We start from the raw sequence: 26,721 nt of genomic DNA, 5'->3' as shown, positions 1-26,721 counted from the left end.
GTCTTATGCACGCCCCTTCTCCGATAAAACGCCGCCATTCCCGCCAGATTCAGGTTGGAAACGTCGCGGTGGGCGGTGATGCCCCCATTGCCGTTCAAAGCATGACCAATACCAACACGTTGGATGTCGCCGCGACCGTGGCCCAGATCCAGCAGTTGGAAAAAGCCGGTGCGGATATCGTACGCGTTTCAGTACCTGATATGGACGCCGCCGAAACCTTTGGTCAGATCAAAAAACTCGTCAATGTACCGCTCGTTGCCGATATCCATTTTGATTACAAAATTGCCCTACGCGTCGCCGAACTCGGCGTCGACTGCCTGCGCATCAACCCAGGTAACATCGGCCGTGAAGACCGCGTACGCGCGGTGGTTAGCGCGGCCCGCGATCATGGCATTCCGATCCGGATTGGCGTCAACGCAGGGTCGTTGGAAAAAGATCTGCAGAAGAAATATGGCGAACCCACGCCAGCAGCGCTGGTGGAGTCTGCCATGCGCCATATTGACTACCTGGATCGCCTGGACTTCCCCGACTTCAAAGTCAGCGTCAAAGCCTCGGATGTATTTATGGCCGTGGCCGCCTATCGCGACCTTGCCGCACGCATCGAGCAGCCGCTGCACTTAGGGATTACCGAAGCGGGAGGTCTGCGCTCGGGCACGGTCAAGTCATCGATTGGTCTGGGTATGCTACTGATGGACGGAATCGGCGACACGATCCGCGTCTCGCTGGCAGCAGACCCGGTGGAAGAGATCAAGGTCGGCTTTGATATGCTCCGCAGCCTCAAGCTGCGCTCGAAAGGCATCAACTTTATTGCCTGCCCCAGCTGTTCGCGCCAGAACTTCGACGTCATTGACACCATGAACCAGCTCGAAGAGCGGCTGGAAGACGTAATGACACCGCTCAACGTCTCGGTGATCGGCTGCGTGGTCAATGGCCCCGGCGAAGCCAAAGAGACCGATATCGGCCTGACCGGCGGTAGTCCCGCTAACCTGGTGTATATCGACGGCAAGCCCGCCAGCAAGCTGCGCAACGACCACTTGGTAGATGATCTCGAGCAGCTGATTCGCGAAAAAGTGCGCGAAAAACAGCAGCAGCAAGACGATATGATTGCCCGCAGCGTTTAGCTGGGGCTGGCTGCCAGCCTGGGTGCGCCACGCCTGATGGCAGAATAAGGAGTTTTCTTTGAGCAAGTCCGCCGTTAAAAAAATTCAAGCCATTCGTGGTATGAACGACCTACTGCCCAGCGATAGCCCACGCTGGCAATTTTTTGAAGCCAAAGTACGCCAGCTAATGCTGCGTTACGGTTTTAATGAAATCCGCACGCCTATCGTTGAGCAAACCGCGCTGTTTGCACGCTCTATCGGTGAAGTTACCGATATCGTCGAAAAAGAGATGTACACCTTCGATGATCGCAACAGCGAGAGTTTGACCCTGCGTCCCGAAGGCACTGCCAGCTGCGTGCGCGCGGCCATGGAGCACGGCCTGCTGTATAACCAAACTCAGCGGTTGTGGTACCAGGGGCCGATGTTTCGCTATGAGCGCCCGCAAAAAGGCCGTTACCGCCAATTCCACCAGATCGGCGTCGAGACCTTCGGTTTTGATGGCCCGGATATCGACGCCGAGGTGATCTTGCTTTCAGCGCGCCTGTGGCAGGAACTCGGCTTGATGGAGCACGTTACCCTGGAGCTAAACTCGCTAGGTTCATCAGAGGCGCGGGCAGCCTACCGAGATACGCTGGTGGCCTACTTTGAGCAGCACCTAGACGCTCTCGATGAAGACTCCAAACGCCGCTTGACCAGCAACCCGCTGCGTATTCTCGACTCCAAAAATCCGGCCATGGCGGAGATGCTCGACGGCGCGCCGCAGTTGATGGATCACCTGGATGCCGAATCCCAGGAACACTTTGAGCAGCTCACGAAGATGCTTGAAGCAGCAGGCATTGACTATGTGATCAACCCACGCTTAGTGCGCGGGCTCGACTACTACTGCCGCACCGTGTTCGAGTGGACCACGACTGCGCTGGGCAGCCAGGGCACCGTGTGTGCAGGCGGACGCTACGACGGCCTAGTCGAACAGCTGGGCGGCAAGCCTACCCCAGCGGTAGGCTTTGCCATGGGCATTGAGCGGCTGATTCTGCTACTCGACACCCTGGAACTGATTCCTGAGAACGCCCTTGGCGGCTGCGATGTCTATTTGCTGCCCATGGATGATACCGCCACCACGGCAGCGATCACCCTGGCCGAGCAACTGCGTGGCGAGCTGCCTGAACTGCGTCTACAGCTTCATTGCGGCGGCGGCAGCTTTAAAAGCCGAATCAAAAAAGCCGACAAGAGCGCTGCTACGATAGCCATACTGATCGGTGAAGATGAAATCGCGACGCAGTCGGCAACGGTCAAGTTTCTGCGCGATGACCGCGAACAGCAAAGCGTTCCTCAAGCCGCATTAGGCCGCACGCTGGGCGAGCTTTTAACGGCTAACGCATAAGCCCTGCAGGCTGCCTGCTTGCATGCGACGGTCTAAACATACGACTTTAGAAGAAAGGAGCCCGCCCGTGGTGGAGCTGAGAAGCGAAGAAGAACAGCTAGACGCCGTCAAGCGCTGGTGGAAAGAGAACGGCATGTCGTTGATTGCAGGCGCTGTCCTGGCGGCGGCCGGGGTGTTCGGCTGGAATGCCTGGCAGAACTATCAGCAAGGCCAGGCTGAAGCGGCCTCCATGCGCTATCAGCAGTTAGTCAATATGACCGCTGGCAACGAGCTTGACGAGGAGCAACTAGCAAGCGCGCGGGAAATGGTTAGCGAACTGACCGACGAGCATGGCGATACGCTCTACGCCGAACTCGCCCTGCTGCTCGACGCCCGCTTGGCTGTTCAGCAAGGCGACTTGGAAGCAGCACGCACCGCACTGGAAAGCGCAGCCGATTCCTCGCGCCGCTATGTGCAAAGCTTGGCGTGGCTACGTTTAGCCCGTATCGAGCTTGCCGACGGTAACCCTAAACAGGCGCATGCGCTGTTAGACGAGCCGATTAGTGATGCGCTAGCGGCCCAAAAAGCTAACGTGCGCGGCGATGCGTTCGCCGCCCAAGGCGACACCGAGGCGGCCCGCGATGCCTGGGAAACCGCTCTAGAAGTGTCTCAAACCAAAGACCAGCCGCTTTACGGCGTGCAGTTCAAGCTTGACGATCTCGGCGCTGAGGAGGCGACACAATGACTTTTGGTATCCCAACGAAACAGCTAGTACGCGCAAGCTTAGGCGCGCTGTCGCTGGCACTGCTGGTCGGTTGCGCGAGTAAAGGCGAGCCTGCCTATACCCCCAAAGAGCTGCGTAGTTTCGACGAGACCTCCTCGCTGGAAACTCAGTGGCGGCGCAACGTGGGCGATGGCCTGGGCCATGCCCGTTACCCCATCGCGCCTTCCCGTGAAGGCGACACCGTGTTTGCGGCCGATGTCGAAGGCGTGGTGATGGCGATGGATGCCAACAGCGGCGACGTCGAGTGGGAAATCGACCTTGATACCCCTATTTCCAGCGCGCTAACGGCAATTGCCGGTCAGGTTTATCTGGCCACCGGTAACGGCGAAGTGATCACGCTGGATCAACGTGACGGCAGCGAAGAATGGCGCTCGCGGGTATCCAGCGAAGTGCTTGCCGCGCCCCAGGCCAACCAGCAACTGCTGGTCGTGCAAAGTGTCGATGGCCGTGTGACTGCCTTGGATCGCGCCACTGGTGAAGAGCGCTGGGTATACACCAGTTCGCAGCCGTCACTCACCCTGCGCGGTACCGGTACACCGATGGTCATTGATCCAGTCAGCTTTGTTGGCCTGGCCAATGGCCGCCTGGCCACGCTGGATAACCGCAGCGGCCAGCCGCTATGGGAAATGCAGATTGCCACCCCCCAAGGGCGTAGTGAAGTGGAACGCCTGGTCGATCTTTCCGGCCAGCCGATCATCAGCCCCGATGGCCGCCTGTTCGTGACCAGCTATAACGGCCGCGTGGTGGCGCTGGAAGCAACTCAAGGCGACGTACTTTGGGAAGCGGATCTCTCCAGTCGCCATACCCCGATTCTGGTCGGCGACTTCCTGTTTGTGGTCACCGATGACAGCCAAGTCGTCGCCCTCGACGCTAACAACGGCCGCGAAATTTGGCGCAACGACGATTTAGAAGATCGTTGGTTGACCGCCCCCGCCTTCGCCGATGGCCGTTTAGTGTTCGGCGATTTTGAAGGTTATGTTCACCTGATCGACGCTCGCGAAGGCGATATCGTGGGTCGCACTCGCGTGCACAGCTCGGGCATCAGCGTACGCCCGGTCACTGAAGGCAGCACCATTCATGTTCAGGCCAACAATGGTCGCCTGGAAACCCTGGAAGTCACTCCATGACACCCGTCATTGCTTTAGTCGGTCGCCCCAATGTGGGTAAATCGACGCTGTTTAACCGCCTAACGCGCTCGCGTGATGCCCTGGTGGCCGACTTTCCCGGCCTCACCCGCGACCGTAAGTACGGCAATGGCATGCTGGGCGATAAGGTCTATACGGTTATCGACACTGGCGGTATCAGCGGTGACGAAGAAGGTATCGACGCCGCCATGGCGGAGCAGTCACTCGCCGCCATTGATGAAGCCGATATCGTGCTGTTTATGGTCGACGCTCGCGCCGGCCTTATCGCCGCTGACCAAGCGATTGCCAACCACCTGCGGGTTAACCAGAAAAAAACCTGGCTGGTGGTGAATAAAACCGATGGGTTAGAAGAGCATTCGGCAATGGGCGACTTTTGGTCGCTCGGCCTAGGCGACCCCTGGCCAATTGCTGCCGCCCACGGGCGCAACGTTTCCACCCTGATAGATGTGGTGCTCGAACCGTTTCCGGAGCGCGATGCCAGCATTCCTGCCGACACCGGCAGTAAAGGCGTTCGCATCGGCGTGATTGGCCGCCCGAACGTGGGCAAATCGACTCTGGTCAATCGCCTGCTGGGCGAAGATCGGGTCGTCGTGTTTGATGAGGCGGGCACTACCCGCGATGCTATCGAGATTCCTTTTGAGCGCCGCGGCAAGCCCTATGTGCTGATTGATACCGCGGGTATTCGGCGGCGCAAGAACGTGCGCGAAATCGCCGAGAAATTCTCCATCATCAAGACGCTGGATGCGATCAAAGAGTCCCATGTGGTGATCATGGTACTGGATGGCTCCAGCGGTCTGGTGGAGCAGGATTTGCACCTGCTCGACTACGTGTTGACCACCGGTCGTGCCCTGGTGCTTGCAGTCAACAAGTGGGACGGCCTGGAGACCGAAGCCAAGGACAAAATGCGCACTGAAGTGAAGCGCCGCCTGGGCTTTGCGGATTATGCCGAGCTGCACTTCATCTCTGCTCTACACGGCACGGCAGTGGGGGATCTCTACCCCTCGATTGATCGCGCCTTTGACGCCGCTAACGCCCACTGGTCGACCAACCGCCTCACTACCCTGCTACAGGACGCGGTAAGCCAAAACCCACCGCCGATGGTACACGGTCGACGCATTAAACTGCGGATGGCTCACCAGGGTGGCAGCAACCCGCCGATTATCGTCGTCCACGGCAACCAAACCGAGGCGTTGCCAGAAGCCTATCGTCGCTATTTGACCAACACCTTCCGCAAGGTGCTCAAGGTACGCGGCACGCCAATTCGCTTTGAGTTCCGCTCGGGCAGTAACCCGTTCGATGACATGGCGGGCGCCAGCGACAAAGAGAAAGCTAAAAAGCGCGAGCTTAATCGCACCAAAGAGGCGCGTAAAAGCCGTCGTTAAACGCCTTATTAGCTGCCTTTTGAATTCGCCCGCTTGTATCATCAAGCGGGCGTTTTGGTTCTAGCCTTAAATAGGCGCTTGAACACGTAAATTCTGTTGACAGAAAATAGCTTCAGCCCTCAAATAGCCGCGCTTATTAGCCCGAAGCTAACAAGCTTGCATCAGCACTTTACACTTAGCGTCGTTACCCCACTGCTTACGTCCTACTTAAGGGGACTCTTATCTTATGCTTTATATTGCTCGCTACTGGCGCTGGCTGACCTTGTTTGGCGTTGCCAGCCTACTCACGGGTTGTCTCGCCCTCCCCCAAACCGGTTTGTTTGCGTTTCGTTTGGCGGTGACCTCTCTGGGGGTTGAGGATGTTCGCATTGGCCCTTACAGCATTAATGCGGGGCTAGACACCAGCGATTTAACCAGCCTGATTGCGTCTAGCCTTGGTGCCGGTAGCCTGCCCGTTCAGGCCACCATTGCCATGGGGCTGGGCTTACCTGCGGGCATGCCACCGGTGGAGATGTCAGGCTTTCGCTGGGCGCTGGATATGCCGGGCGTTGATCCTGTGGAAGGTAACTATGAACAGGACGTCACGCTGACCTCTGGCGATGATGCTAATTTACGCCTACCGGTTGCCTTTGATGTACTCGCCACCGACACCCAACGCCTGGCCCCCATGCTGGAGCTTGCCAGCCAGTTGGCGTCTCAAGGCGAGCTACCGCCTGGCAGTCAACTGGCCATCACGCCTGGGGATCTACGCGGGTTGGGTATGAAACTACCGTCAGGATTATTAACGCCGACAATTCGTTTAAACGTAGGTGCCGATGGGCAGCTAGTACCCCAGCGCTAAGGGTTTATGTCTAGGAGCTTGCAGCCAATCGTCTGCGGCCTAGCCTTGGTTCAGAGGGGACTCAATTCAGCACCCATGCTCAACCACTAGGTGGGTTATGATGGGGGATTGATTTACTGCTATCAGCGGTTATCTTGTGTGCAAGAAACTCTTTCGTCTATAAGGAAACCGACTCATGCGCTGGCTTCGCCCTCTCGCTGTTACCGCACTATGTGCGTCTATCGCCGCTTGTACCACCTCGCCCACCGGACGCTCGCAACTGCTGTTGCTCTCTGATAGCGAATTGAATGAGATGGGGCGCCAAGCGTTCACTCAATATCAGCAGGAGCTGCCCACGGCGGGCCAGGCCAGCCACCGCTATGTGCAGTGTATTGCCGATGCCATCGTGGCGGAACTCCCCGCCGAACAGCGGCAGCTAGACTGGCAAATTCGCGTATTTGAGTCCGAACAGCCCAACGCGTTCGCGCTTCCCGGCGGCTATATGGGCGTGAATACCGGCATGCTGGATATTGCCACGACCCAGGATCAGCTTGCTTCCGTTATCGGTCACGAAATTGGTCACGTACTGGCCAACCATGCCAATGAGCGCGCCTCCACCGAGAGCGCCACCTCATTAGGCCTGTCGGTGATTTCCAGCACCTCTGGCATGCAGTCTGCCGGTGGCCAGCAACTCATGGGCGTGCTCGGCATGGGCGCACAGTACGGCATCGTACTTCCCTTCTCCCGGGCCCATGAGAGTGAGGCCGATGTGATTGGTTTGGATCTCATGGCTCAAGCCGGTTTCAATCCCCGTGAGAGCGTGACCCTTTGGGAAAATATGCAGGCGGCCACAGGTGGCGGTGCGCCCCCCGAGTGGATGTCGACTCACCCTGGCCAAGGCCAGCGTATTCAAGGGCTGCAGGGTAATATGGATCAAGCACTTGCCTTGTACGAGCAGGCTCGCAGCAATGGTCGTACACCCAACTGCCCGCGTCCTTAACGGCTCTTGAGGTTTAAATGATTAAGCTGGGATTACTGCTACTGGTACTGCCGCTGTTTGTGCTGATGGGCGTGTATTTCTGGGAGCTAAACGACGTACGCGCGTGCCAGCTTGATGGCGGCCATTGGGACTATATCGAGAGTGCCTGTAGAGACACCCCGCAACCGTTTGTCTCCTGGCTGGAGCGTTCGCCGCTGTTAGTCAATGGCGGCATGCTGCTCTCGGTGGTGGGGCTGGTGATGTGCACGGTGGGCTTGTACGTCAAACGCACTAAGTGAAACGTTATTAGTGGCATCAATAAAGGCAGGGGCGGATACAGTATCCGCCCCCGCTTTTTTAGCAGCGTTAGTTGGATGCGGCTATGAATAGTTAAGTGATTGGCGCAGCATTTCTCGCACAGGCGCGGTTTCAGGGCGCACATTACGCCACAGAAAAAACGACTCGGCGGCCTGCTCGACCAGCATGCCTAAGCCGTCAAGCAACTTCGCGCCGTGCGGGCCTGCCCACTGTAAAAATACCGTCGGCTCGGCCCCGTACATCATGTCGTAGGCCCAGGCATTGGTATTGAACAACGTATCAGGCAACGGCGGTAAATCGCCTGATAGGCTGGCACTGGTGCCGTTAATCACCACATCAAAAGTGCCATTAACGGTATCAAAACCACCGCCGTGGATAGGCCCTAGATCAGCAAAATCGCTGGCCAGCTGCTCGGCCTTGGCGGCGGTGCGGTTGACCACGACGATTTCACTGGGCTGCTCGGCAAGCAGGGGCTCCAGAATGCCGCGCACGGCGCCGCCTGCGCCTACCACCAAAATGCGCTTTTCTGCTAACGCCACACGGTGATAGGCCAAATCGCGCACTAGGCCAATGCCATCGGTAGTATCGCCGTAGGTACGGCCATTACCACCCAGAATCAGAGTATTCACCGCCCCTGCACGACGGGCGCGGTGGCTCAAGGTGTCGCACAGCGCAAAAGCATCGCCCTTGAACGGCACGGTAACGTTGGCGCCACGCCCGCCCGCGTCGATAAACGCCCGCCACGCACCTGCAAAACCATCCACCGGTGCTTCTTCAGCGGTGTACTCAAGGGCCTGCTGGGCTTGATGGGCAAACTCAGCGTGGATCTGCGGGGATTTGGAGTGTTTGACCGGGTTGCCAAACACGCAGTAGCGATCGGTCATGAGAGCTCTCCGCTTTTTCCTTGACCTGCATCCTCAGCGAATTCACCGAGCCAGTCGCGGGGGTATAAGAAATCCTGCAAACGCGCTTCGGGACTGCCGGGCTCTGGCTCAAAGGCGTACTCCCAGCGCGCCATTGGCGGCATTGACATCAAAATTGACTCCGTGCGCCCGCCGCTCTGCAAGCCAAATAGCGTGCCGCGATCCCACACCAGGTTGAACTCCACGTAGCGGCCACGGCGGTAAAGCTGGAAGTCGCGCTCCCGCTCGCCCCAGGCGTCATTTTTACGGCGCTCAACGATGGGCAAATAAGCCGCTAAGAAACTGTCGCCCACCGCGCGCTGAACGGCAAAACAATCGGCAAACTCACCTTCGTTCAGGTCATCGAAAAACAGCCCACCGACGCCGCGGGTTTCATCGCGGTGCTTAAGGTAAAAGTACTCGTCGCACCAGGCCTTATAGCGCGCATAAACATCATCGCCAAAGGGGTCGCAGGCGGCTTTTGCCACCCGGTGCCAGTGCACCACGTCTTCCATCACGGGATAAAACGGCGTTAAGTCAAAACCGCCGCCAAACCACCACACCGGCGGCTCGCCGGCTTTCTCGGCAATAAAGAAGCGCACGTTGCCATGGCTGGTAGGCACATGGGGGTTTTCCGGGTGCAGCACCCAGGAAACGCCCACCGCGTGGAAGCTGCGACCAGCCAGTTCAGGGCGCGCGGCGGTGGCCGAAGGCGGCAGCTGGGTGCCATAGACATGGGAGAAGTTGACGCCGCCTTTTTCAAATACGCCGCCATGGGTCATCACCCGTGATCGACCACCACCGCCCTCGGCACGCTCCCAGCTATCTTCTTGGAACTGGGCAGCGCCATCGGCTTTTGCCAATCCAGCGCAGAGCCGATCCTGCAGATCAAGAAGGTAGCGTTTAACGTCATCAAGGTGCTCGTGGGCCACGGTAACTCCTGGGGGCATTGGTGAGTCGTAATGGGTGAGTCGTAATGGGTGAGTGGTGAATAGTTGGAGAGCCGGTTTAAGAACGCATGATTTTACCGGTGGCTAGGTCTCTAATAGTGCTGGGTTTGGCATTGCCACCCAGCTCGCCTTGCACTATATAGGCCACTTCATCAGCAAAGATGTCAGTAATCTCGGCGGCGCTCATCGCGGGCGGTTCCCCCGAACGGTTGGCCGAGGTTGATACCAACGGACCACCGAAAGCTTCGCACAGGGCTTTCATCACCGGGTGGTCGGTCACCCGCAGCGCTACGCGCTCGTGGGCGCCACGCACTAGCCCATGGCTGCGGCCATAATCAGGCACTAGCCAGGTATTGGGCCCCGGCCAGCTTGCCGCAAGAGGAGCATGCATCGCGAGGGGAAGCTGGCTCAACCAGGGGTGGAACTGGCCAATATTGGCAGCAACAAGGATGACGCCCTTGGCAGGGTCGCGCTCTTTCATGCGCATTAGATGGGCTAAGGCTGCGTCGTTTTCGGGGTCACAGCTGAGCCCCCAAACCGCTTCAGTGGGACAGGCAATCACTCCCCCACTACGCAGCGCGCTAATCGCAGGGGCTAGATCGGTCGCCAAACTCATGCTCTCTCCTCACGGCTAACAGGCCTTTAATGACTTTATCCTATCATGGCCGCGGCAACCGCACCCAGCCTCCCGCCTGCTGTGCAACCCAGCCTTCTAACTCCAGCATCAGTAGGCGCTGCTGGCAGTCGCTGACCGTCACGCCAGTGGCGTGCACCAAGAGATCAATAGGCGTCGGCGTGGCCGATAATGACGCTAATAAGGAATCGGGCAAGCTATTGTCAGACAAGCTATCAGGTAGCGGTTCTGGCTCAGATGGCTGTTCTTCCGTCTCAGGCGGGATAAACGCCTCCGCCCAGTGGCCAAGATCAGCGATGATATCGTCGACACTACAGGCCAGGTGTGCACTGCCCTGACGCAGTAGTGTCAAGCAGCCACGGGCCTGTACATTGTGTAGCGAACCGGGCAGCACAAACAGTTCGCGATTTTGCTCTAGAGTAAGCCGTGCACTGACCAGCGAGCCGCTTTTTTCGGTGGCTTCGACCACTAGGGTACCGAGCGAGAGGCCGGTAACGATTCGGTTGCGCCGCGGGAAAAATGCCGGGCGGGCCAGCGTACCTGGTGGATGTTCCGACACCACCAGGCCACCGGGTAGAGAACTAAGCTGCTCGTGAAGATCACGGTGGGAGGCAGGATAGATCACATCCACACCGCAGCCGAGTACAGCAATCGTGCGCCCGCCGGCATTTAGGGCCGCTCGCTGGGCCACGCCGTCAACGCCCAAGGCCATACCGCTGACCACGCACCAGCCGCGGCGGGCTAGATCGCGTGCGAAGGTTTGGGCGTTATGGGTGCCTTCGCCGGTGGGGCGACGAGTGCCTACCATGGCAAGTTTGGGGCCCTCCAGGGCGCTAAGATCACCCTGGGCCCAGAGCACCACAGGCGGGTCGGGCAATTCATTTAACAGCGCAGGCCAAGCGGGGTGATCTCGATGCAGCACATGGCGACTTGGGCCGCTTCGCTGCCACGCCAGGGTTTCATCAACCACATTTTGCAACGGGCTGCGCGTGGGATGTTCAAGCCACAGGCGCAACTCGCTGGCAGCACGGCTCGGCAGTGCTGCCAGCCAGCCTTCCGGCCACTGCGGCTGACGGGCTAATAATTGCGCGATACGCAGCGCCCCCATACCCGGCAACGCATTGACCACCAGCCACGCCTGGGCGTCCATACTTCCTCCTTTTAAACGTCTTTGTGTGCCGCCTGTTAGTTCGTCGCTGACCCAACCCCATCGCCCACTTCCAGTATCCGGGACGCCTGCATCACCAAGGCATAGCTGACGCGACCATAGGGCTTGAAGACCATCACACTGCCCGCCTCTGTGCTGGGCAGTTGCACCAGCTCCTGGGTACGTGGGTCGTTGATCAGTTCACCCTGCTGATTGACTCGCAGCACATGCCCCGCCTGCAAACCATCCAGGGTGCCAAGATCCAGCGCAACGATCTGAAAACGGCCAATAAAACGCACGCCACCTGGCACGGCAATAACATGACCCTCAACCGCATTGGGCGGCGCGCGGGGCATAAACTCACGGCTCAGCTCGCGCTCCTCCAAGGGCAACACAATATCGTTAACCCGCACTTCCTGATGGGAACTAACGACTTCAAGCTGCGCAATATCGCCTTCACTGCTGACGTGGCGAGCGATGCCAACGTTGATCAGCTCTAAGCCCAGCGGCGTGCCATCCATTGCCAGGTAGGGCTCCGACTGCCGATAGATACCCACCTGACCATGGTGTGGCACAACGCCACGCACGTATAACCTATCTCCCGCACCACTGATCAAGCGGCGATCATCTCCCGCCACTACGTAAGCCAGTTCCTGCAACGCCTCGGTATCATCGACGACGCGGTGTTCGCGCAGAAAGGCTCGTGCTTCCTCCAAGGCGATGGGCTCGATCGCTTCACGATGGGGCAAGGTACGCACCTGAGGCGAGAGTGTAATCACTGTCTGATCACGCTCCCAAGCGGTGGCATCAATACTCACCAGCACCACTGCGCTCAGCAGCAAACCACTCAAAGCCCTCCGGTAGGCGTGTTGTTTTGCCGCCATCCAGTTCTCCCAAGAAAATGCATCACTCTTAGTTCCATGTCGAAGCGCTGCATAAGCGCAGTCATTCTGTTGCTGCTGAAACCCAGTGCGTATCGGGCGCCCATGCCCAGAAACGTTGACAGCATGATATAGTGACCCATCATAAAGTACCTAGGTTAGAAGACGCTCGTCACTACCTAGCTTGACTTAATTTAGACTCAGCATAACGGTGATTGTAACGCCATGGCCAAACTTCCTATTCTTGAATTCCCCGATGAGCGCCTGCGCACCAAGGCCGCTCCGGTGGAAACCGTCGACGATGAGGTACGCCAGCTCGTCGACGATATGCTGGAGACCATGTATGACGCCCGTGGTATCGGTCTAGCCGCGACCCAGATCGATGTCCATCGCCGTATTGTCGTCATGGATGTCAGCGACGATAACTCCCAGCCGCTGGTGCTCATCAACCCGCGCTATACACCCATTGGCGACGAGAAAGAGCCACTATCGGAAGGCTGCCTGTCGATTCCCGAGCACTACGCCGAAGTGCCGCGCTATCTTAAGGTGCAGCTCAACGCGCTGGATCGTAATGGCGAGGCCTATGAGTTAGAGGCAGAGGGTCTGCTGGCACACTGTATTCAGCACGAGTACGACCACCTTGAGGGTGTGCTGTTTGTTGACTACTTGTCGCCGCTAAAGCGCGACCGTATCCGCAAAAAAATGCAGAAACGCCACAAGCAGATGCAGGACGCCTAACACTTCTCTCATTCACGCCAGGTAGCCCTCTTTATATGTCACGATTGCGCGTTGTTTTTGCTGGCACACCTGAATTCGCCGCCTCTAGCCTTGCCGCGCTGCTGGAAAGCCAGCACGAGGTGGTGGCGGTGTATACCCAACCCGATCGCCCCGCTGGCCGCGGCCGTAAGCTAACGCCCAGCCCGGTCAAACAGCTGGCTCTGGAACACAGCCTGCCTGTCTATCAGCCTCAGACGTTAAAGCAACCCGAGGCTCAAGCCGAGCTGGCCGCGCTCAATGCCGACATTATGGTCGTTGTGGCCTATGGACTGCTGCTTCCTCAGGCCGTGTTGGACATACCGCGTCTCGGCTGCGTTAACGTTCACGCTTCGCTGCTGCCCCGCTGGCGCGGCGCTGCCCCCATACAGCGGGCGATCGAGGCGGGTGATAGCGTATCGGGTGTAACTATCATGCAGATGGATGCTGGCCTGGATACCGGGGCGATGCTCACGGAAGTGCGCACGCCCATTACGAACCGCACCACCGGCGGCGATTTGCACGACCGTCTCGCGATTCAAGGCGCCAATGCGTTGATCAACACGCTGGATGCCCTGGCCACCGGCACCGCGCATGCCACGCCTCAGCCCGAGGAAGGCGTCACCTATGCCGCCAAGCTGAGCAAAGCGGAAGCCGAGCTCGACTTTGCCCAGCCCGCCCAGCAGTTAGCCAGCAAAATTCGCGCTTTTAACCCCTGGCCGGTGGCTTGGTGCGCATTAGGCGATGATCGCCTGCGGCTGCTAATGGCGAACGTAGAAGAGGGCGATCAGCCAGCCTGCGAGCCCGGCATGCTACTAGACCACGGCGACGATCATCTGCGGATTGCCTGTGGGGAAAACGGCAGCGAGGTACTTTGTGTGACCAGCGCACAGCTGCCCGGCGGTAAAGCCATGGACGTGCGTGACTTACTCAATGCCCGCCACGCGCGCCTTGCTACCGGTACTCGTCTTGGTAAACCAGCGGCTCAGGCCAGCGAAGGAGAAACACCATGAGCCAAAAGCGCTCCCCCCAAGGCGGCAGTGGTCAGGAAGTCCGCGCCGCGGCGGCTCGCGCGCTGGCCCCGGTGCTCAGCGACCAAGGCTCACTGGCGGGGCTGGATGAGCACAGCGTGGTGGCTCGCGACCGCGGGCTGCTCAAAGAGCTCTGCTTTGGCACCTGCCGCCGCTTACCGCGTCTGGAAGCCTTAGCGGGCACATTACTTAAGCAACCGTTTAAAAAGCGCGACAGCGATGTTCAGGCGCTGCTGCTGCTGGGTATTTACCAGTTGTTGTACATGCGCATTCCAGCCCACGCGGCAGTAGGTGAAACCGCGGGCGCTGCGCGCTTGCTGAATAAGGAGTGGGCCACCCGCGTGTTAAATGGCTGTTTGCGGCGATTGCAGCGCGAATCCGAGGCGCTCCAGGCCCAAGTAGACCGGGATGAGAGCGTCGCGTTAGAACATCCACCCTGGCTACTTAACGCCTTGCGTCAGGCATGGCCAGAGCAGTGGCGGGCGATTGTCGAAGCCAACAACCAGTCAGGCCCGATGACGTTGAGAGTGAATCAGCACCACAACGATCGTGAAGCCTACTTGTCGCAGTTGACCGAGCAGGGGTTGAGTGGTCACCTGTGCCCCCACGCCCCAGACGCCATCACGCTGGAAACACCCTGCGATGTCACGGCGCTGCCTGGCTTCGAAGCGGGACATATTAGCGTTCAGGACGAGGCCGCCCAACTCTCGGCAGTACTGCTGGGGCCCGTGCTTGCGCCACGGCCAGGTGCACATGTTCTGGATGCTTGCTGCGCCCCCGGCGGCAAAACGGCCCATTTGCTCGAACTGTTCGACATCAATCTTACCGCTATCGATAGCGATAATCAGCGCCTGGCACGGGTGGAAGATACCCTTACCCGACTAGGCGTAGAGGCCGTTCTCCAACACGCCGATGCGACCGAGCGCGACTGGTGGAGCGGCACGCCGTTTGATGCCATCCTGCTCGACGCCCCTTGCTCTGGCACCGGTGTTATCCGCCGTCACCCGGATATCAAGAAGCTGCGGCGCAAAGACGATATCCGGCCGCTGGCCAAGCTTCAACGTCAGCTGTTAGACAACCTTTGGCCGATGCTGCGCGAAGGTGGCACCCTGCTCTACGCCACCTGCTCGGTGCTTCCGGAAGAGAACAGTGAGCAGATTGAGGCATTTCTCGCCCGCACCCCTGACGCCCATGTCACCACGCCTAACGATGTTGCCTGGGGCATTTCCAGCGGCGCGGGTCGCCAGCTGTTTCCAGCCCAGAACAGTCACGATGGCTTTTTTTATGCCAGACTAGAGAAGCGCACTGCCTAGGCGCTCACTGATGTCGGGGGCAGTGATTTCATGACAAGGAAGGAGGTACTATGAGTCATCATACTTACAAGCACGTGGAATTGACCGGCTCTTCCGAGAAGGGCATTGAGGAAGCGGTTCAGAATGCACTGGCCAAGGCGTCAGAAACGATTAAGCACATGCGCTGGCTGGAAGTAGTCGATACCCGTGGCCATATTGAAGATGGCCAAGTGGCCCACTGGCAGGTAACGGTTAAAGTCGGCTTTACGCTAGAGTAATCCCCACCTGCTTTTCGGCGGCGGCTGGTTTACACTGGCCGCCGTCTTTATTGCAGCGCATGATAGACGTACCTGAACGACCATTTACGTCTTCAACGTCAGGACTGAGTCCTAAGACCGTCTCCTGGTCTTAACGATATTGCGCTGGCGCTTTTAATGGAACCGATGCTCAGCAATGAAAATCATCATTCTCGGCGCCGGCCAGGTCGGCGGCACACTGGCAGAACACCTCGCCCGCGAGGAGAACGACATCACTGTCGTTGACACTGACGCCAAAAAACTTCGTGAGCTGCATACCAAACTCGATATCCGCACCGTTACCGGGGCGGGCTCCTACCCCATTGTGCTACGTCAGGCAGGCTGCGAAGACGCTGATATGTTGATCGCTGTGACCAACAGCGATGAGATCAATATGATCGCCTGCCAGGTCGCCCACACGCTATTTCGCACCCCGACCAAGATTGCCCGTGTACGCGCCACCGCCTACTTGACCCGTAAAGGGCTCTTCGCCCACGAAGCGATTCCCATTGATGTACTCATCAGCCCAGAGCAGGTGGTGACCGACCATGTACGCCGCCTGATCGAACACCCAGGCGCCTTGCAGGTCTTGGAGTTTGCCGGTGGCCTGGTACAGCTGGTGGCGGTGAAAGCGTTCTACGGTGGCCCGCTGGTGGGCCAGGATTTGGCCTTTCTGCGCCGCCATATGCCCAACGTGGATACCCGGGTGGCGGCGATTTACCGCCGTAACCGCCCAATCATTCCCCGTGGCGATACGGTCATCGAGGCTGACGACGAGGTGTTCTTCCTCGCCGCCCGCCGGGATATTCGCGCAGTGATGAGCGAGCTGCGCCGGGTCGAGCGGGACTTCCGTCGGGTCGTGATCGCCGGGGGTGGCAATATCGGCGAGCGGCTGGCGGAGCATTTGGAGCATAGCCACCAGGTCAAGATCATCGAGCACAGCCTGGAGCGCTGCACCACCCTCTCCGAGCGACTGGATCGCACCGTGGTGCTCCACGGCAGTGCCACCAGCAAGCGCTTGCTGGAAGAGGAGAATATCGAAGAGTGCGATATCTTCTGCGCGCTGACCAACGACGACGAAGTCAATATCATGTCGTCGCTACTCGCCAAGCGTTTGGGGGCGAAGAAGGTGCTGACGCTGATCAACAACGCCGCTTACGTGGATTTGGTGCAGGGGGGCGAGATCGATATCGCTATTTCTCCCCAGCAGGCGACCATCGGCAGCTTGCTCACCCACGTGCGTCGGGGTGATATCGTCAACGTTCACTCGCTGCGCCGGGGCGCCGCCGAGGCCATTGAAGCCATCGCCCACGGCGATAAGCAGTCCTCCAAGGTGGTCGGGCGTACCATCCGCGAGATCGACCTGCCCGAGGGCACCACCATCGGTGCGATTGTGCGCGGCAAGGAAGTCATTATCGCCCACGGCGACGTGATGGTTGAGAGCGGTGACCACGTGATTCTATTTGTGATCGACAAGCGCCGCATTCGCGATGTGGAGCGCCTGTTCCAAGTCGGCTTAACGTTCTTTTGATAACCCTCGAACCACGGCCACTGGCTGCTAATAACAGGAGCATGCGACAACCATGAGTCTGCGGGTTATTTTGCGCATTTTGGGGCTGCTGCTGATGCTCTTCAGCCTTACCATGCTCCCCCCAACGCTGATTTCACTCTGGTTTCGTGACGGCGTGTGGAGTGCCTTTATTAGCGGTATTGCGATTTCGGTGGTGACGGGATTACTGCTTTACCTTCCCAATCGACGCTCGCAAAAAGAGCTGCGTATCCGCGACGGCTTTATTATCGCCGCGATGTTCTGGACGGTGCTGGCGCTGTTCGGCTCACTGCCGCTGATGCTATTCGGCGAAGGTTCTCTCGGCGTCACCGATGCGGTATTTGAGTCGTTCTCCGGTTTAACCACTACCGGCGCCACGGTGATTACCGGCATCGATTTTCTACCCGAGTCGATTCTCTACTATCGCCAGCAGCTCCAGTGGCTGGGCGGCATGGGGATCGTCGTTTTGGCCGTCGCCATTTTGCCCACCCTCGGCGTGGGCGGTATGGCGCTGTATCGCACCGAGATTCCTGGGCCGCTGAAAGACTCCAAGCTCACACCACGCATCACCGAAACCGCCAAGGCGCTATGGTATATCTACGCCACGCTCACCCTGGCCTGCATGATCGCCTATATGTTAGCGGGCATGAGCTGGTTCGATGCCTTGAGCCATAGCTTTTCCACCGTCGCCATTGGTGGCTTCTCCACTCACGACGCCAGCATCGGCTATTTCGATAGCGCTACCATCGAGATGATATGCGTGGGTTTTATGTTGATTTCGGCGTTCAGCTTTAGCCTACACTTTATCGCTTGGCGTGAAAAAAGCCTGATGCACTACTTTCACGACCCCGAAGCGCGCTTTTTGATGCTATTTCTACTCGCCCTGTCCGTGGTCACCGTGCTCTCTCTGTGGTTAACCGACACCTACGACACCGCGCGCGGTCTGAGACACGGGGTTTTCCAAGTCGTGTCGGTGGCCACCACAGCAGGCTTCAGCGTTGCCGACTTTTCCATGTGGCCCGGCGCCCTGCCCTTTTTACTGTTTGTGGCAGCCTTTGTTGGCGGCTGCTCCGGCTCTACCGGTGGCGGCATGAAGGTGATAAGGATCATTCTGATCCTCAAGCAGGGCATGCGTGAAATCATGCGATTGATCCACCCCAATGCGGTGATTGCGGTCAAAGTAGGTAAAGTCAGTGTCCCCGACAGCATTGCTCAAGCGGTATGGGGGTTCTTTTCAGTCTACGTGATGCTGTTCTTTTTAATGCTAGTGGGCGTCATGGCAACCGGGGTTGATCAGGTCACAGCCTGGTCGACGGTGGGCTCGGCCCTCAATAATCTCGGCCCTGCACTGGGTGAATCCCACACTCACTATGGCGACATGCCTAGCTTGGCGAAATGGATACTGGTCATGGCTATGCTGCTCGGTCGCCTGGAAATTTTTACGGTACTGGTGCTGTTTACCCCCGCTTTCTGGCGGCGTTAAGCGCTTCACGCCTGCCCCCCCCTTATTGATCGATTTGAGAGCTGTTAATGAACCACGAAGATACATCTCACGACGAAACGCCCAACGCAGAAGCGGAGTCGCTGGCTGAAACACCGACTTCGCTGCCAGCCACCAGCGGGCCGTTAAAAACAATCACTGTCGGTGAAACCCGCTACACGCTGCTGGGCACGGCCCATGTGTCGGCGGAAAGTGCCGACGACGTGCATGCGCTATTGGCAAGCGGCGCCTTTGATGCAGTGGCCATTGAGTTATGTGACGCCCGCCACCACAGCATGTCCAACCCGGATGCCATGGGCGAGCAGGATCTATTCCAAGTCTTTAAACAAGGTAAAGCGGGCATGGTGGCCGCAAGCCTGGCGCTGGGCGCCTTTCAGCAACGGATTGCCGATCAATCCGGCATTCAGCCGGGGGCCGAAATGCGTGCGGCAGTTGAGGAAGCTAACCGACTGAAACTGCCGCTGTTGCTGGTTGACCGCGATGTCGGCGTAACGCTGAAACGCATTTACAGCAATGTGCCCTGGTGGCAGCGCTTCTCGCTGTTTTCAGGCCTGCTTGGCAGCGTGTTATCGCGTCAGGATGTCTCCAAAGAGGACATCGAAAAGCTCAAAGAGGGCGATATGCTGGAGGCCACCTTCAGCGAGTTTGCCGCCGAATCCGAAGCGCTCTATACACCGTTGATTCGCGAGCGCGACCGCTATATGGCGTTACGCTTAGCCGAAGACGCGCCGCCGGGGCGCTACCAGCACGTGTTAGTAGTACTCGGCGCAGGCCACCTCAAAGGTACTGGCGAACATCTGGAAACACCGCTGCCAGCCGAGCCAAAGGTAGAGCGCGAAACACTGGAAGCCACCCCGCCACCGTCCAAGCTTTGGAAAGCGCTGCCGTGGCTGATTACCGCGTTGGTGCTTACCGGCTTTGCGATTGGTTTTTCACGTAACACCGACCTTGGCTGGCAACTGGTGCTTGAGTGGTTCTTGATTAACGGTATTCTCTCTGGCGGTGCGACGATTATCGCCATGGCGCACCCGGTGACCGTGATTGCCACCTTCTTTGCCGCGCCGCTCACCTCGCTGAACCCCACCATCGGCGCTGGATTTGTGGCCGCTGGGGTTGAGCTCTTTATGCGCAAACCCAAAGTGCGCGATTTTTCATCGCTACGCCACGATGTCACGCAGTTGAAAGGCTGGTGGAAAAACCGTGTCTCGCGCACCCTGCTGGTGTTTATTCTCGCCACGCTAGGCTCCGCGGTGGGCACCTGGGTGGCCGGATTCAGAATCGCCGGTGCTCTGTTTGGCGGCTAGGCGCCGCATCGCTGCAGTAGGCGGGTCGATTTTGTGATGCAATCGGCTCGCCGCATAACTATCGTTAAATACCTCAAAGTAGTCATCCAGCACGTCCGCAGCAACTGTATCCCCACCCTGGCGCAGCAGCTCGATAGCCACTTCCGCAGTACAAAGGTGCGATTTTGACGCCGGTTTGCGCAGCCGGTAGCGCGTCTCACGCTCGGTTCTCAATGGCAGCACGGGCAAAGCATCCAGATAAGCGCTTTTACGGAACATGCGCCGCGCCTGACGCCAGGTGCCATCCAAAATGATAAACACCGGAATGCGCGCCTGGGCTTTCGCCGCATGCACCGCGTCTATGCCAACCACCCGATCCGCATAGTCGGGCTGATCATCGGGAAAGATCACAAAGGGCGCGTAAAGAGGATCTTTCAACAACGCGGCCAGCTGTGCATCCGGCGCCGTGCGGTACCAGGTAAACACTTGGGTCGTCGTGATCACATCACCAATCAAACGCCCGGTGTTGGTTGGCTTGTAATGCTCCAAGGGGTGGGTCAATAACCACACCTGAGCATGGCTCTCCGCCTTCACCTGATAGGGGCACAGGCAATTCAGTACGGGGAGCTGACAGTTATCGCAGCGGGTGACAAAACTGCCCCGCGCCTTGAACTCGCGCCGCGGCGGACGCGGATGTTCAGCGGCTGAATCATGATTCACAGAGCTCTCGTCAACAGAGCTATCAACATCAGACATCCACGCTCCAGAATGTGAAAAAGGGCGCAGAGTATAAATGAGCGCATCATCTTTTGACGAATGTTTCCACCACCACCGTAAACCTAAAAAATCTTCAACGTTGACACCCAAAGCGCAACGCCGCTAAAGTCTCGTCAACTATTAAAGGTAAAAAGGTTTACACCATGACCGTGCATCACGAACAGCTTCTTCATGCGCAGCGCCACGACTGGACGCTGGATGAGATCAACGCGCTTTTCGCGCTGCCGTTCAATGACCTGCTGTTTCAAGCCCAGCAGGTTCACCGTGCCCACTTCGATGCTAACGCGGTGCAGGTCTCTACCCTGCTGTCGATCAAGACCGGCGCCTGCCCCGAAGACTGCAAATACTGTCCCCAATCCGGCCACTACAACACTCAGCTGGAAAAAGAGAAGCTGCTGGAAATTGAAAAGGTCGTCGAACAAGCCAAGGCAGCGAAAGAGGCAGGTGCCAGCCGTTTTTGCATGGGCGCCGCCTGGCGAAGCCCGCGGGATAAAGATCTACTGCTGGTCGAAGAGATGGTTCGTCAGGTGAAAGCCGTGGGCCTTGAAACCTGCATGACGCTGGGGATGGTCGACGGCGAACAGGCCAGTCGATTGGCCACGGCAGGGCTCGATTACTACAACCACAACCTGGATACCTCGCCGGAGTTCTACGGCGAGATCATTACCACCCGCACCTACAGCGACCGGCTGGAAACGCTCTCCAACGTGCGCGATGCGGGCATGAAGGTCTGCTCTGGCGGGATTCTCGGCATGGGTGAAGATGCCAAAGACCGTAGCGCCCTGTTGCAACAGCTGGCCAAGCTCTCACCGCACCCTGAATCCGTGCCGATCAATATGCTGGTGAAAGTGCCCGGCACGCCGCTGGAAAATGTTGAAGATTTAGACCCCATCGAGTTCATACGCGCCATTGCGGTCGCCCGCATTATGATGCCGCAAAGCCATGTGCGGCTCTCCGCTGGCCGCGAGCAGATGAACGAATCGACCCAGGCGCTGGCGTTCTTGGCAGGCGCCAACTCGATCTTCTATGGCGACAAACTGCTGACCACTGGTAACCCCCAAGTGGATCGTGACCGTGCGCTGTTTACCAAGCTGGGCCTGCACCCTGAGAAGCGCGAGACCTGCGAAAGCGAAGATACTCAAGCGGCTCGCCTTGCCCAACAGGCACAGCAGCAGGTGCACGCCGAAAGGGTTGCCGAGCTGGCGGTAGACGCCAGTGTCTGAAGCGTGGCAACAGCGTCTGGCCGACGCCCGCGCTCATCGTCAACAGACGGAGCGCTGGCGAACTCGTCAGGTAGCCAAAAACAATACCCTCGACTTTGCAGGTAACGACTACCTGGGCCTCACCCTAGACCCTCGCGTGTGTGAAGCCCAGGCGGAAGGCGCGCGCCGGTTTGGCGCGGGTGCAGGTGCTTCGCACTTGGTCAGCGGTCATCTAGAGATTCACGACGCTCTGGAAGAAGCGCTAGCACGCTGGACAGGCCGCGAACGTGCGCTGCTGTTTTCTACCGGTTATATGGCCAATCTCGGCGTGCTGCAAGCGCTGGCAGATCGCCATACCGCTATTTTCCAGGATCGCCTCAACCACGCATCACTAATTGATGGCGCCGCGTTAAGCGGTGCCCGCTCGCGGCGCTTTCATCACCGCGATGCCATTGATCTGGAAAGCCTGCTGGTGCGCAGTGAGTGCGCGCACAAGCTCGTGGTCAGCGATGGTGTTTTCAGTATGGATGGCGATATCGCCGACATCGCCACGCTGGTCGAAGTCAGTCAGAAGCACAGCGCCTGGCTGATGATCGATGATGCCCACGGCGTAGGCGTGCTAGGCGACAATGCCAGCGGCTGCGTGGGCAACACCTGGAGTAGTAAGGACGTGCCGATTTTGGTCGGCACGTTAGGAAAAGCATTAGGCACCGCCGGGGCATTTGTTGCTGGCAATACCGAGTTAATCGATCACCTGATTCAGTTTTCACGCAGCTATGTCTATACCACCGCCCAGCCGCCGGCCATCGCCGCCGCGACGTTAAAAGCGCTGGAGATCGTTCAGGGAGAACCGGAACGCCGCGCCCAGCTAAACGCCAATATCGCTTACTTTCGCAATGAGGCGCTGCACCTGGGGCTACCTCTCAGCGATTCGGCCACCCCCATTCAGCCGCTGATCCTGGGCGATGAAGCGCGCACCCTAGGCTGGGCAGTACAGCTCCAGCAAAAGGGGATCCAAGTGGGGGCGATTAGACCGCCAACGGTGCCCAAGGGTGAAGCCCGTCTGCGGGTGACGTTAAGCGCTCGCCATCAGCACGACGATATTGACCAGCTATTAGCCGCGCTCCACCACTGCCAGCATCAAGAGGCGTTATGCAGCCCCTGCGCTTAATCCTGCTCTCCGGCTGGGGAATCGACCAGCGTATTTGGCAGCCGCTTGAGGCGTACTGGCCCACTCACCTATCTTCCCAGGCGGTGGAGTGGCCCGGCTACGGCGATGCACCCCCGCTGAGGGCGAACGCTACGCTGGAAGAGTTGGCAGACGCTATGGTCGAGCCGTTAACCAGCAATGCAGTCTGGGTCGGCTGGTCATTGGGCGGACTACTTGCTACGGCACTACTGGCGTATCTTCCCCCACCTCGGGGCCTGATTCTGCTCGGTGCGGGGGAGACGTTCTGTGTCAAAGGCGAGGTCAGCGCCAAAGGTGGCGTCACTAGCGCCAAGCTGAGTGCCTTCCAACGCGCCTTTCAGCGCGACCCCACCGCGACCTGGCAACACTTTTTGCGCTGGCAGACCCAAGGTGAGCCCGGCCCCCGGCAAGTTCACCGGCAACTGCGTGATTTATTGGGCGATACACCGCCTGCCGACAGCCCCACCTTGGCTACCGGCCTACACTGGCTGGCAACCATTGATAATCGCCCACGCCTAGCGGCGCCCCCTTGCCCAGTGGTACGTCTCATCGGCGACCATGATCCATTCATCAGCCCCGCCCAGCGCCGCCTAAGCAAGCCCCTAAGCGATGTCGGCCACTGCCCGATGCTCTCGCAGCCCCAGGCACTCGCAGCAACGATTGGCCATCATGCCAGACAGATGACTGACGTCAGTACGGCGGTTTTATGAACGATCTAACGCTGAAGGCTGAGGTTAACTGGCAGGCACGGGTCGCCCACGCTTTCTCCCGGGCCGCTCCCCGCTACGATGCGCTAGCCACAGCACAACGCCACATAGGCGAGAAGCTTTGGGGTTCGTTACCTCCACACGCTTTTAACGTGTTGGATATGGGGTGTGGTACCGGCTACTGGACACAGCGGTTGGCTGAACGTTACCCGAATGCTCGTACAACGGGGTTAGATTTAGCCCCCGGCATGCTGGAACAGGCCCGCCAGCGCCACGGTGAAAGCATTCATTGGCAACCGGGAGACGCCGCGGCACTGCCGTTTGGTAAGCATGCATTTGATCTGGTGTTTTCCAACTTGGCGGTGCAGTGGTGCCCCGACATTGGCGCGGTGATGGAGCAGCTTTACCGGGTCCTCACGCCCGGGGGATTGGCGCATATTACGACGCTGCTGCCAGGAACGTTAAAAGAAGTTGGCCATGCCTGGCAGAGACCCGAAGCGCTGCTGCAAACGTCTGATCGCGCCAGCGTCGAGAGAGCCATCGGCGAAAGCGGCTTAACCATCACCCGGCAGACGGCCAGCGTTGAGCGCTTCTATTACCCTGACTTGAAGGCGGTAATGGCGTCCATCAAAGGTGTCGGCGCCCAGATTGCCCGGCCACAAGCCAGCCTTAGTCGAAATGACATCGCCGCCGCACAAGCGCGCTTTGAACAACTCCGCCAACCGGAAGGCCTACCCGTGAGTTACCACTGCTTAACGCTGCAATTGGAAAAATCGCTATGAACGTCTGGTTTGTGACTGGCACCGATACCGATGCGGGTAAAACATTGGTGACCAGCGGATTGCTATATACCGCCCGCCAACAGCAGTTGAGCACGCTGGGCTTAAAACCTATCGCCTCAGGCAGCCAAGCGACGCCTGAAGGCCTGCAAAATAGTGATGCTCTCGCCCTTCAGCATCAAAGCGTGCCGCCGGTCGACTACGCCACGGTGAATCCCATCGCCTTTGCCCCCGCCATTGCGCCTCTCCTCGCTGCGTTAGAGGCGGGTCAGCCGCTTGAGATTAGCACCATCGTTAGCTTGCTGCGCGAAACGCTTAGCCAAACACCCAGAGACATCACTCTGATTGAAGGCGCCGGCGGCTGGCGCGTACCGTTAAACGAACAGGAAGATTTTGCCGACCTGGCGATGGCGCTTGAGCTACCGGTGATTCTGGTGGTTGGCCTAAAGCTGGGCTGCTTGAATCATGCCCGCTTAACCGCAGAAGCCATTCGCGCCGACGGCTTGGTATTAGCCGGCTGGGCAGGCAGCGTGGTAGACCCCACTTTTGCGGCTGACACAGCCCGCTTTGAGGCCAATATTGCCCATCTAAACGCCAAGCTGGCGGCTCCCTGTTTAGGCATTATTCCCCATCTAGATGCCCCCAGTGCCGCGACTGCCGCCCCCTACCTATCCCTGGAGCCGTTATGAACACGCCGGTTTGGCATCCTTATGCACACCTAAAAACCCAGACACCCGCCCCCAAGGTAGTCGGCGGCGACGGCGTTCACTTTGTGCTTGAGAGCGGCGAACACCTGCTGGACGCCACCTGCTCCTGGTGGTGCATGATCCACGGTTACGGCCACCCGCGCTTGGTGGCGGCCATTCGCGAACAGGCAGGCGAGCTGTGCCACGTGATGCTTGGCGGCTTGACGCATGAGCCCGCCGATCAATTAGCTCGTGAACTGGTGCGCATTACCCCCGCCGGGCTGAATCATGTGTTCTATTCGGACAGCGGCTCGGTGGGTATGGAAGTGGCGATGAAAATGGCCCTCCAGTACCAAGTGCTTACCGGCCACCCCCGAAAACAAAAGATGCTCTCGTTGATGAAGGCGTACCACGGTGACACCACCGGATGCATGGCGGTGTGCGACCCAGAAGAAGGCATGCATAGCCTGTTCGCCAGTCTGCTCCCCCAGCACCATTTCGCCCCGGCGCCCACGGCCCCTTTTGATGCCACCGCTGAACAGGTCGAGCACGACCTTAGCGCCCTGCGCAGTGTACTTGAGCGCCACCATGAAGAGATCGCTGCACTGCTGATGGAGCCCCTGTTACAAGCGGCAGGCGGGCTCAACATGACCTCGCCAGACTATGTTACTGGCGCCAGGGAACTGTGCGATGAGTTTGGGGTGCTGTTGATTTTTGACGAAGTCGCCACCGGCTTTGGCCGCACCGGCAAACTGTTTGCCGCCGACCATTCGGGCATCACTCCGGATATCATGGTGCTCTCCAAAGGTTTGACCGGCGGCTATTTGGGTCACGCCGCTACGCTCGCCACAGATCGTGTCCATGACGCCTTTGTCGGCGACAGCCCTTATCACGCCTTTATGCACGGGCCTACCTTTATGGGCAACCCGTTGGCCTGCCGCGTGGCATTAGAGAGTCTGCGCGTCTTCGAGGAAGAGAATTACCTGAACAAGATTGCCAAGCTCAGCCAGCAGTTGCAACGTGAGCTACTTGAAGACCAAGCGCTGAATGCACATCCGGCCGTGGCTGACGTTCGAGTCCTTGGCGCCACCGCCGTAATCGAAGCGCACTCCGCCGAGGCGCTGAAAGGCGTAGGTGACTTCGCCCAGGAGCGAGGCGTGTGGCTGCGCCCCATTGGCCGCTGGCTGTATACCATGCCCGCCTACATCACCTCGGAAGCGGAAATTACCCAGATTACCGAGGTGATGAAAACGTGGTTTTTGGATCAAAAATAA

27 protein-coding genes are annotated in these 26,721 nt (G+C 58.6%); 21 read left to right on the top strand and 6 right to left on the bottom strand.

Annotated features, from left to right (window positions below; all coding sequences use genetic code 11):
- The first annotated feature begins 5 nt into the window (after nucleotides 1-5).
- The 8 genes from ispG to E0L35_RS12615 all read left to right on the top strand — a co-directional run bounded on the left by ispG (nucleotide 6) and on the right by E0L35_RS12615 (nucleotide 7,869).
- Nucleotides 6-1,121, top strand: coding sequence for a flavodoxin-dependent (E)-4-hydroxy-3-methylbut-2-enyl-diphosphate synthase (gene ispG, locus E0L35_RS12650; protein ID WP_039860545.1), 1,116 nt, complete (start codon nucleotides 6-8; stop codon nucleotides 1,119-1,121).
- A 58-nt stretch (nucleotides 1,122-1,179) separates the two neighbouring features.
- The gene (gene hisS, locus E0L35_RS12645; RefSeq protein WP_022520080.1) at nucleotides 1,180-2,481 is read left to right on the top strand and encodes a histidine--tRNA ligase; all 1,302 of its coding nucleotides are present in this window, start codon (nucleotides 1,180-1,182) and stop codon (nucleotides 2,479-2,481) included.
- Nucleotides 2,482-2,548: 67 nt separating this feature from the next.
- Nucleotides 2,549-3,205: a tetratricopeptide repeat protein gene (locus E0L35_RS12640; protein ID WP_027957429.1), complete on the top strand. Its 657-nt coding sequence runs from the start codon at nucleotides 2,549-2,551 to the stop codon at nucleotides 3,203-3,205.
- Nucleotides 3,202-4,371 (top strand): outer membrane protein assembly factor BamB, encoded by a 1,170-nt coding sequence (gene bamB, locus E0L35_RS12635; RefSeq protein WP_022520082.1) that lies wholly within the window; start codon nucleotides 3,202-3,204, stop codon nucleotides 4,369-4,371. The genes E0L35_RS12640 and bamB overlap by 4 nt, the downstream gene beginning before the upstream one ends.
- Nucleotides 4,368-5,771, top strand: coding sequence for a ribosome biogenesis GTPase Der (gene der / locus E0L35_RS12630; RefSeq protein ID WP_022520083.1), 1,404 nt, complete (start codon nucleotides 4,368-4,370; stop codon nucleotides 5,769-5,771). The genes bamB and der overlap by 4 nt, the downstream gene beginning before the upstream one ends.
- A 226-nt stretch (nucleotides 5,772-5,997) precedes the next feature.
- A complete protein-coding gene (locus tag E0L35_RS12625) occupies nucleotides 5,998-6,612 on the top strand; it encodes a hypothetical protein (RefSeq protein WP_009288402.1) in 615 nt (204 codons plus the stop codon).
- Between the two features lie 175 nt (nucleotides 6,613-6,787).
- Entirely contained in the window at nucleotides 6,788-7,591 is an 804-nt protein-coding gene (locus tag E0L35_RS12620; protein ID WP_009288401.1) for a M48 family metallopeptidase, read from the top strand.
- 17 nt (nucleotides 7,592-7,608) lie between these two features.
- Entirely contained in the window at nucleotides 7,609-7,869 is a 261-nt protein-coding gene (locus E0L35_RS12615; RefSeq protein ID WP_039860539.1) for a hypothetical protein, read from the top strand.
- Nucleotides 7,870-7,950: 81 nt separating this feature from the next.
- Here the strand turns inward: E0L35_RS12615 and aroE are convergent, their stop codons facing one another.
- The 5 genes from aroE to E0L35_RS12590 all read right to left on the bottom strand — a co-directional run bounded on the left by aroE (nucleotide 7,951) and on the right by E0L35_RS12590 (nucleotide 12,405).
- A complete protein-coding gene (gene aroE / locus E0L35_RS12610; RefSeq protein ID WP_138800465.1) occupies nucleotides 7,951-8,772 on the bottom strand; it encodes a shikimate dehydrogenase in 822 nt (273 codons plus the stop codon).
- Nucleotides 8,769-9,722 (bottom strand): oxygen-dependent coproporphyrinogen oxidase, encoded by a 954-nt coding sequence (hemF, locus tag E0L35_RS12605; protein ID WP_138800464.1) that lies wholly within the window; start codon nucleotides 9,720-9,722, stop codon nucleotides 8,769-8,771. Before hemF ends, aroE begins: the two co-directional genes overlap by 4 nt.
- A 76-nt stretch (nucleotides 9,723-9,798) precedes the next feature.
- Nucleotides 9,799-10,356 carry an L-threonylcarbamoyladenylate synthase gene (locus E0L35_RS12600; RefSeq protein ID WP_022520093.1) on the bottom strand — a complete coding sequence of 186 codons (558 nt, stop codon included), beginning with the start codon at nucleotides 10,354-10,356 and terminating at the stop codon, nucleotides 9,799-9,801.
- Nucleotides 10,357-10,399: 43 nt separating this feature from the next.
- Complete coding sequence (dprA, locus tag E0L35_RS12595) at nucleotides 10,400-11,524, bottom strand: DNA-processing protein DprA (protein ID WP_089690633.1); 1,125 nt, start codon at nucleotides 11,522-11,524, stop codon at nucleotides 10,400-10,402.
- A 35-nt stretch (nucleotides 11,525-11,559) separates the two neighbouring features.
- Entirely contained in the window at nucleotides 11,560-12,405 is an 846-nt protein-coding gene (locus tag E0L35_RS12590; RefSeq protein ID WP_138800463.1) for a peptidoglycan-binding protein, read from the bottom strand.
- Nucleotides 12,406-12,627: 222 nt separating this feature from the next.
- Here E0L35_RS12590 and def point away from each other — a divergent pair, with 222 nt between their 5' ends.
- The 7 genes from def (at nucleotide 12,628) to E0L35_RS12555 (ending at nucleotide 20,128) form a co-directional block, all read left to right on the top strand.
- Nucleotides 12,628-13,140 carry a peptide deformylase gene (gene def / locus E0L35_RS12585; RefSeq protein ID WP_022520096.1) on the top strand — a complete coding sequence of 171 codons (513 nt, stop codon included), beginning with the start codon at nucleotides 12,628-12,630 and terminating at the stop codon, nucleotides 13,138-13,140.
- 35 nt (nucleotides 13,141-13,175) lie between these two features.
- Nucleotides 13,176-14,168, top strand: coding sequence for a methionyl-tRNA formyltransferase (gene fmt / locus E0L35_RS12580; protein WP_009288389.1), 993 nt, complete (start codon nucleotides 13,176-13,178; stop codon nucleotides 14,166-14,168).
- Nucleotides 14,165-15,499, top strand: coding sequence for a 16S rRNA (cytosine(967)-C(5))-methyltransferase RsmB (rsmB, locus tag E0L35_RS12575; protein WP_009288388.1), 1,335 nt, complete (start codon nucleotides 14,165-14,167; stop codon nucleotides 15,497-15,499). The genes fmt and rsmB overlap by 4 nt, the downstream gene beginning before the upstream one ends.
- 50 nt (nucleotides 15,500-15,549) lie before the next feature.
- The gene (locus E0L35_RS12570; RefSeq protein ID WP_008959783.1) at nucleotides 15,550-15,756 is read left to right on the top strand and encodes a dodecin; all 207 of its coding nucleotides are present in this window, start codon (nucleotides 15,550-15,552) and stop codon (nucleotides 15,754-15,756) included.
- 175 nt (nucleotides 15,757-15,931) lie between these two features.
- Nucleotides 15,932-17,305: a Trk system potassium transporter TrkA gene (gene trkA / locus E0L35_RS12565; RefSeq protein WP_039860535.1), complete on the top strand. Its 1,374-nt coding sequence runs from the start codon at nucleotides 15,932-15,934 to the stop codon at nucleotides 17,303-17,305.
- 52 nt (nucleotides 17,306-17,357) lie between these two features.
- Nucleotides 17,358-18,806 (top strand): TrkH family potassium uptake protein, encoded by a 1,449-nt coding sequence (locus tag E0L35_RS12560; RefSeq protein WP_009288387.1) that lies wholly within the window; start codon nucleotides 17,358-17,360, stop codon nucleotides 18,804-18,806.
- 47 nt (nucleotides 18,807-18,853) lie between these two features.
- The gene (locus tag E0L35_RS12555) at nucleotides 18,854-20,128 is read left to right on the top strand and encodes a TraB/GumN family protein (RefSeq protein ID WP_138800462.1); all 1,275 of its coding nucleotides are present in this window, start codon (nucleotides 18,854-18,856) and stop codon (nucleotides 20,126-20,128) included.
- Here the strand turns inward: E0L35_RS12555 and E0L35_RS12550 are convergent.
- Nucleotides 20,063-20,863 (bottom strand): tRNA-uridine aminocarboxypropyltransferase, encoded by an 801-nt coding sequence (locus E0L35_RS12550; RefSeq protein WP_138800461.1) that lies wholly within the window; start codon nucleotides 20,861-20,863, stop codon nucleotides 20,063-20,065. The genes E0L35_RS12555 and E0L35_RS12550 overlap by 66 nt on opposite strands.
- Before the next feature lie 164 nt (nucleotides 20,864-21,027).
- Here E0L35_RS12550 and bioB point away from each other — a divergent pair, with 164 nt between their 5' ends.
- The 6 genes from bioB to bioA are packed head-to-tail and all read left to right on the top strand — an operon-like array spanning nucleotide 21,028 to nucleotide 26,721.
- Nucleotides 21,028-22,107 (top strand): biotin synthase BioB, encoded by a 1,080-nt coding sequence (gene bioB, locus E0L35_RS12545; RefSeq protein WP_022520102.1) that lies wholly within the window; start codon nucleotides 21,028-21,030, stop codon nucleotides 22,105-22,107.
- On the top strand, nucleotides 22,100-23,257 hold the full coding sequence (bioF, locus tag E0L35_RS12540) for an 8-amino-7-oxononanoate synthase (RefSeq protein WP_138800460.1): 1,158 nt from the start codon (nucleotides 22,100-22,102) through the stop codon (nucleotides 23,255-23,257). The genes bioB and bioF overlap by 8 nt, the downstream gene beginning before the upstream one ends.
- Nucleotides 23,239-23,985: an alpha/beta fold hydrolase gene (locus E0L35_RS12535; RefSeq protein WP_138800459.1), complete on the top strand. Its 747-nt coding sequence runs from the start codon at nucleotides 23,239-23,241 to the stop codon at nucleotides 23,983-23,985. The genes bioF and E0L35_RS12535 overlap by 19 nt, the downstream gene beginning before the upstream one ends.
- Nucleotides 23,982-24,764: a methyltransferase domain-containing protein gene (locus tag E0L35_RS12530; RefSeq protein WP_138800458.1), complete on the top strand. Its 783-nt coding sequence runs from the start codon at nucleotides 23,982-23,984 to the stop codon at nucleotides 24,762-24,764. Before E0L35_RS12535 ends, E0L35_RS12530 begins: the two co-directional genes overlap by 4 nt.
- The gene (bioD, locus tag E0L35_RS12525; protein ID WP_138800457.1) at nucleotides 24,761-25,450 is read left to right on the top strand and encodes a dethiobiotin synthase; all 690 of its coding nucleotides are present in this window, start codon (nucleotides 24,761-24,763) and stop codon (nucleotides 25,448-25,450) included. The genes E0L35_RS12530 and bioD overlap by 4 nt, the downstream gene beginning before the upstream one ends.
- Nucleotides 25,447-26,721, top strand: a complete 1,275-nt coding sequence (gene bioA / locus E0L35_RS12520) for an adenosylmethionine--8-amino-7-oxononanoate transaminase (protein ID WP_138800456.1) — start codon at nucleotides 25,447-25,449, stop codon at nucleotides 26,719-26,721. Before bioD ends, bioA begins: the two co-directional genes overlap by 4 nt.

The sequence above is a fragment of the Halomonas sp. ATBC28 genome (assembly GCF_005937175.1).
Taxonomy (GTDB): Bacteria; Pseudomonadota; Gammaproteobacteria; order Pseudomonadales; family Halomonadaceae; genus Vreelandella; species Vreelandella titanicae.
This window is presented reverse-complemented; position numbering and strand designations above follow the sequence as displayed.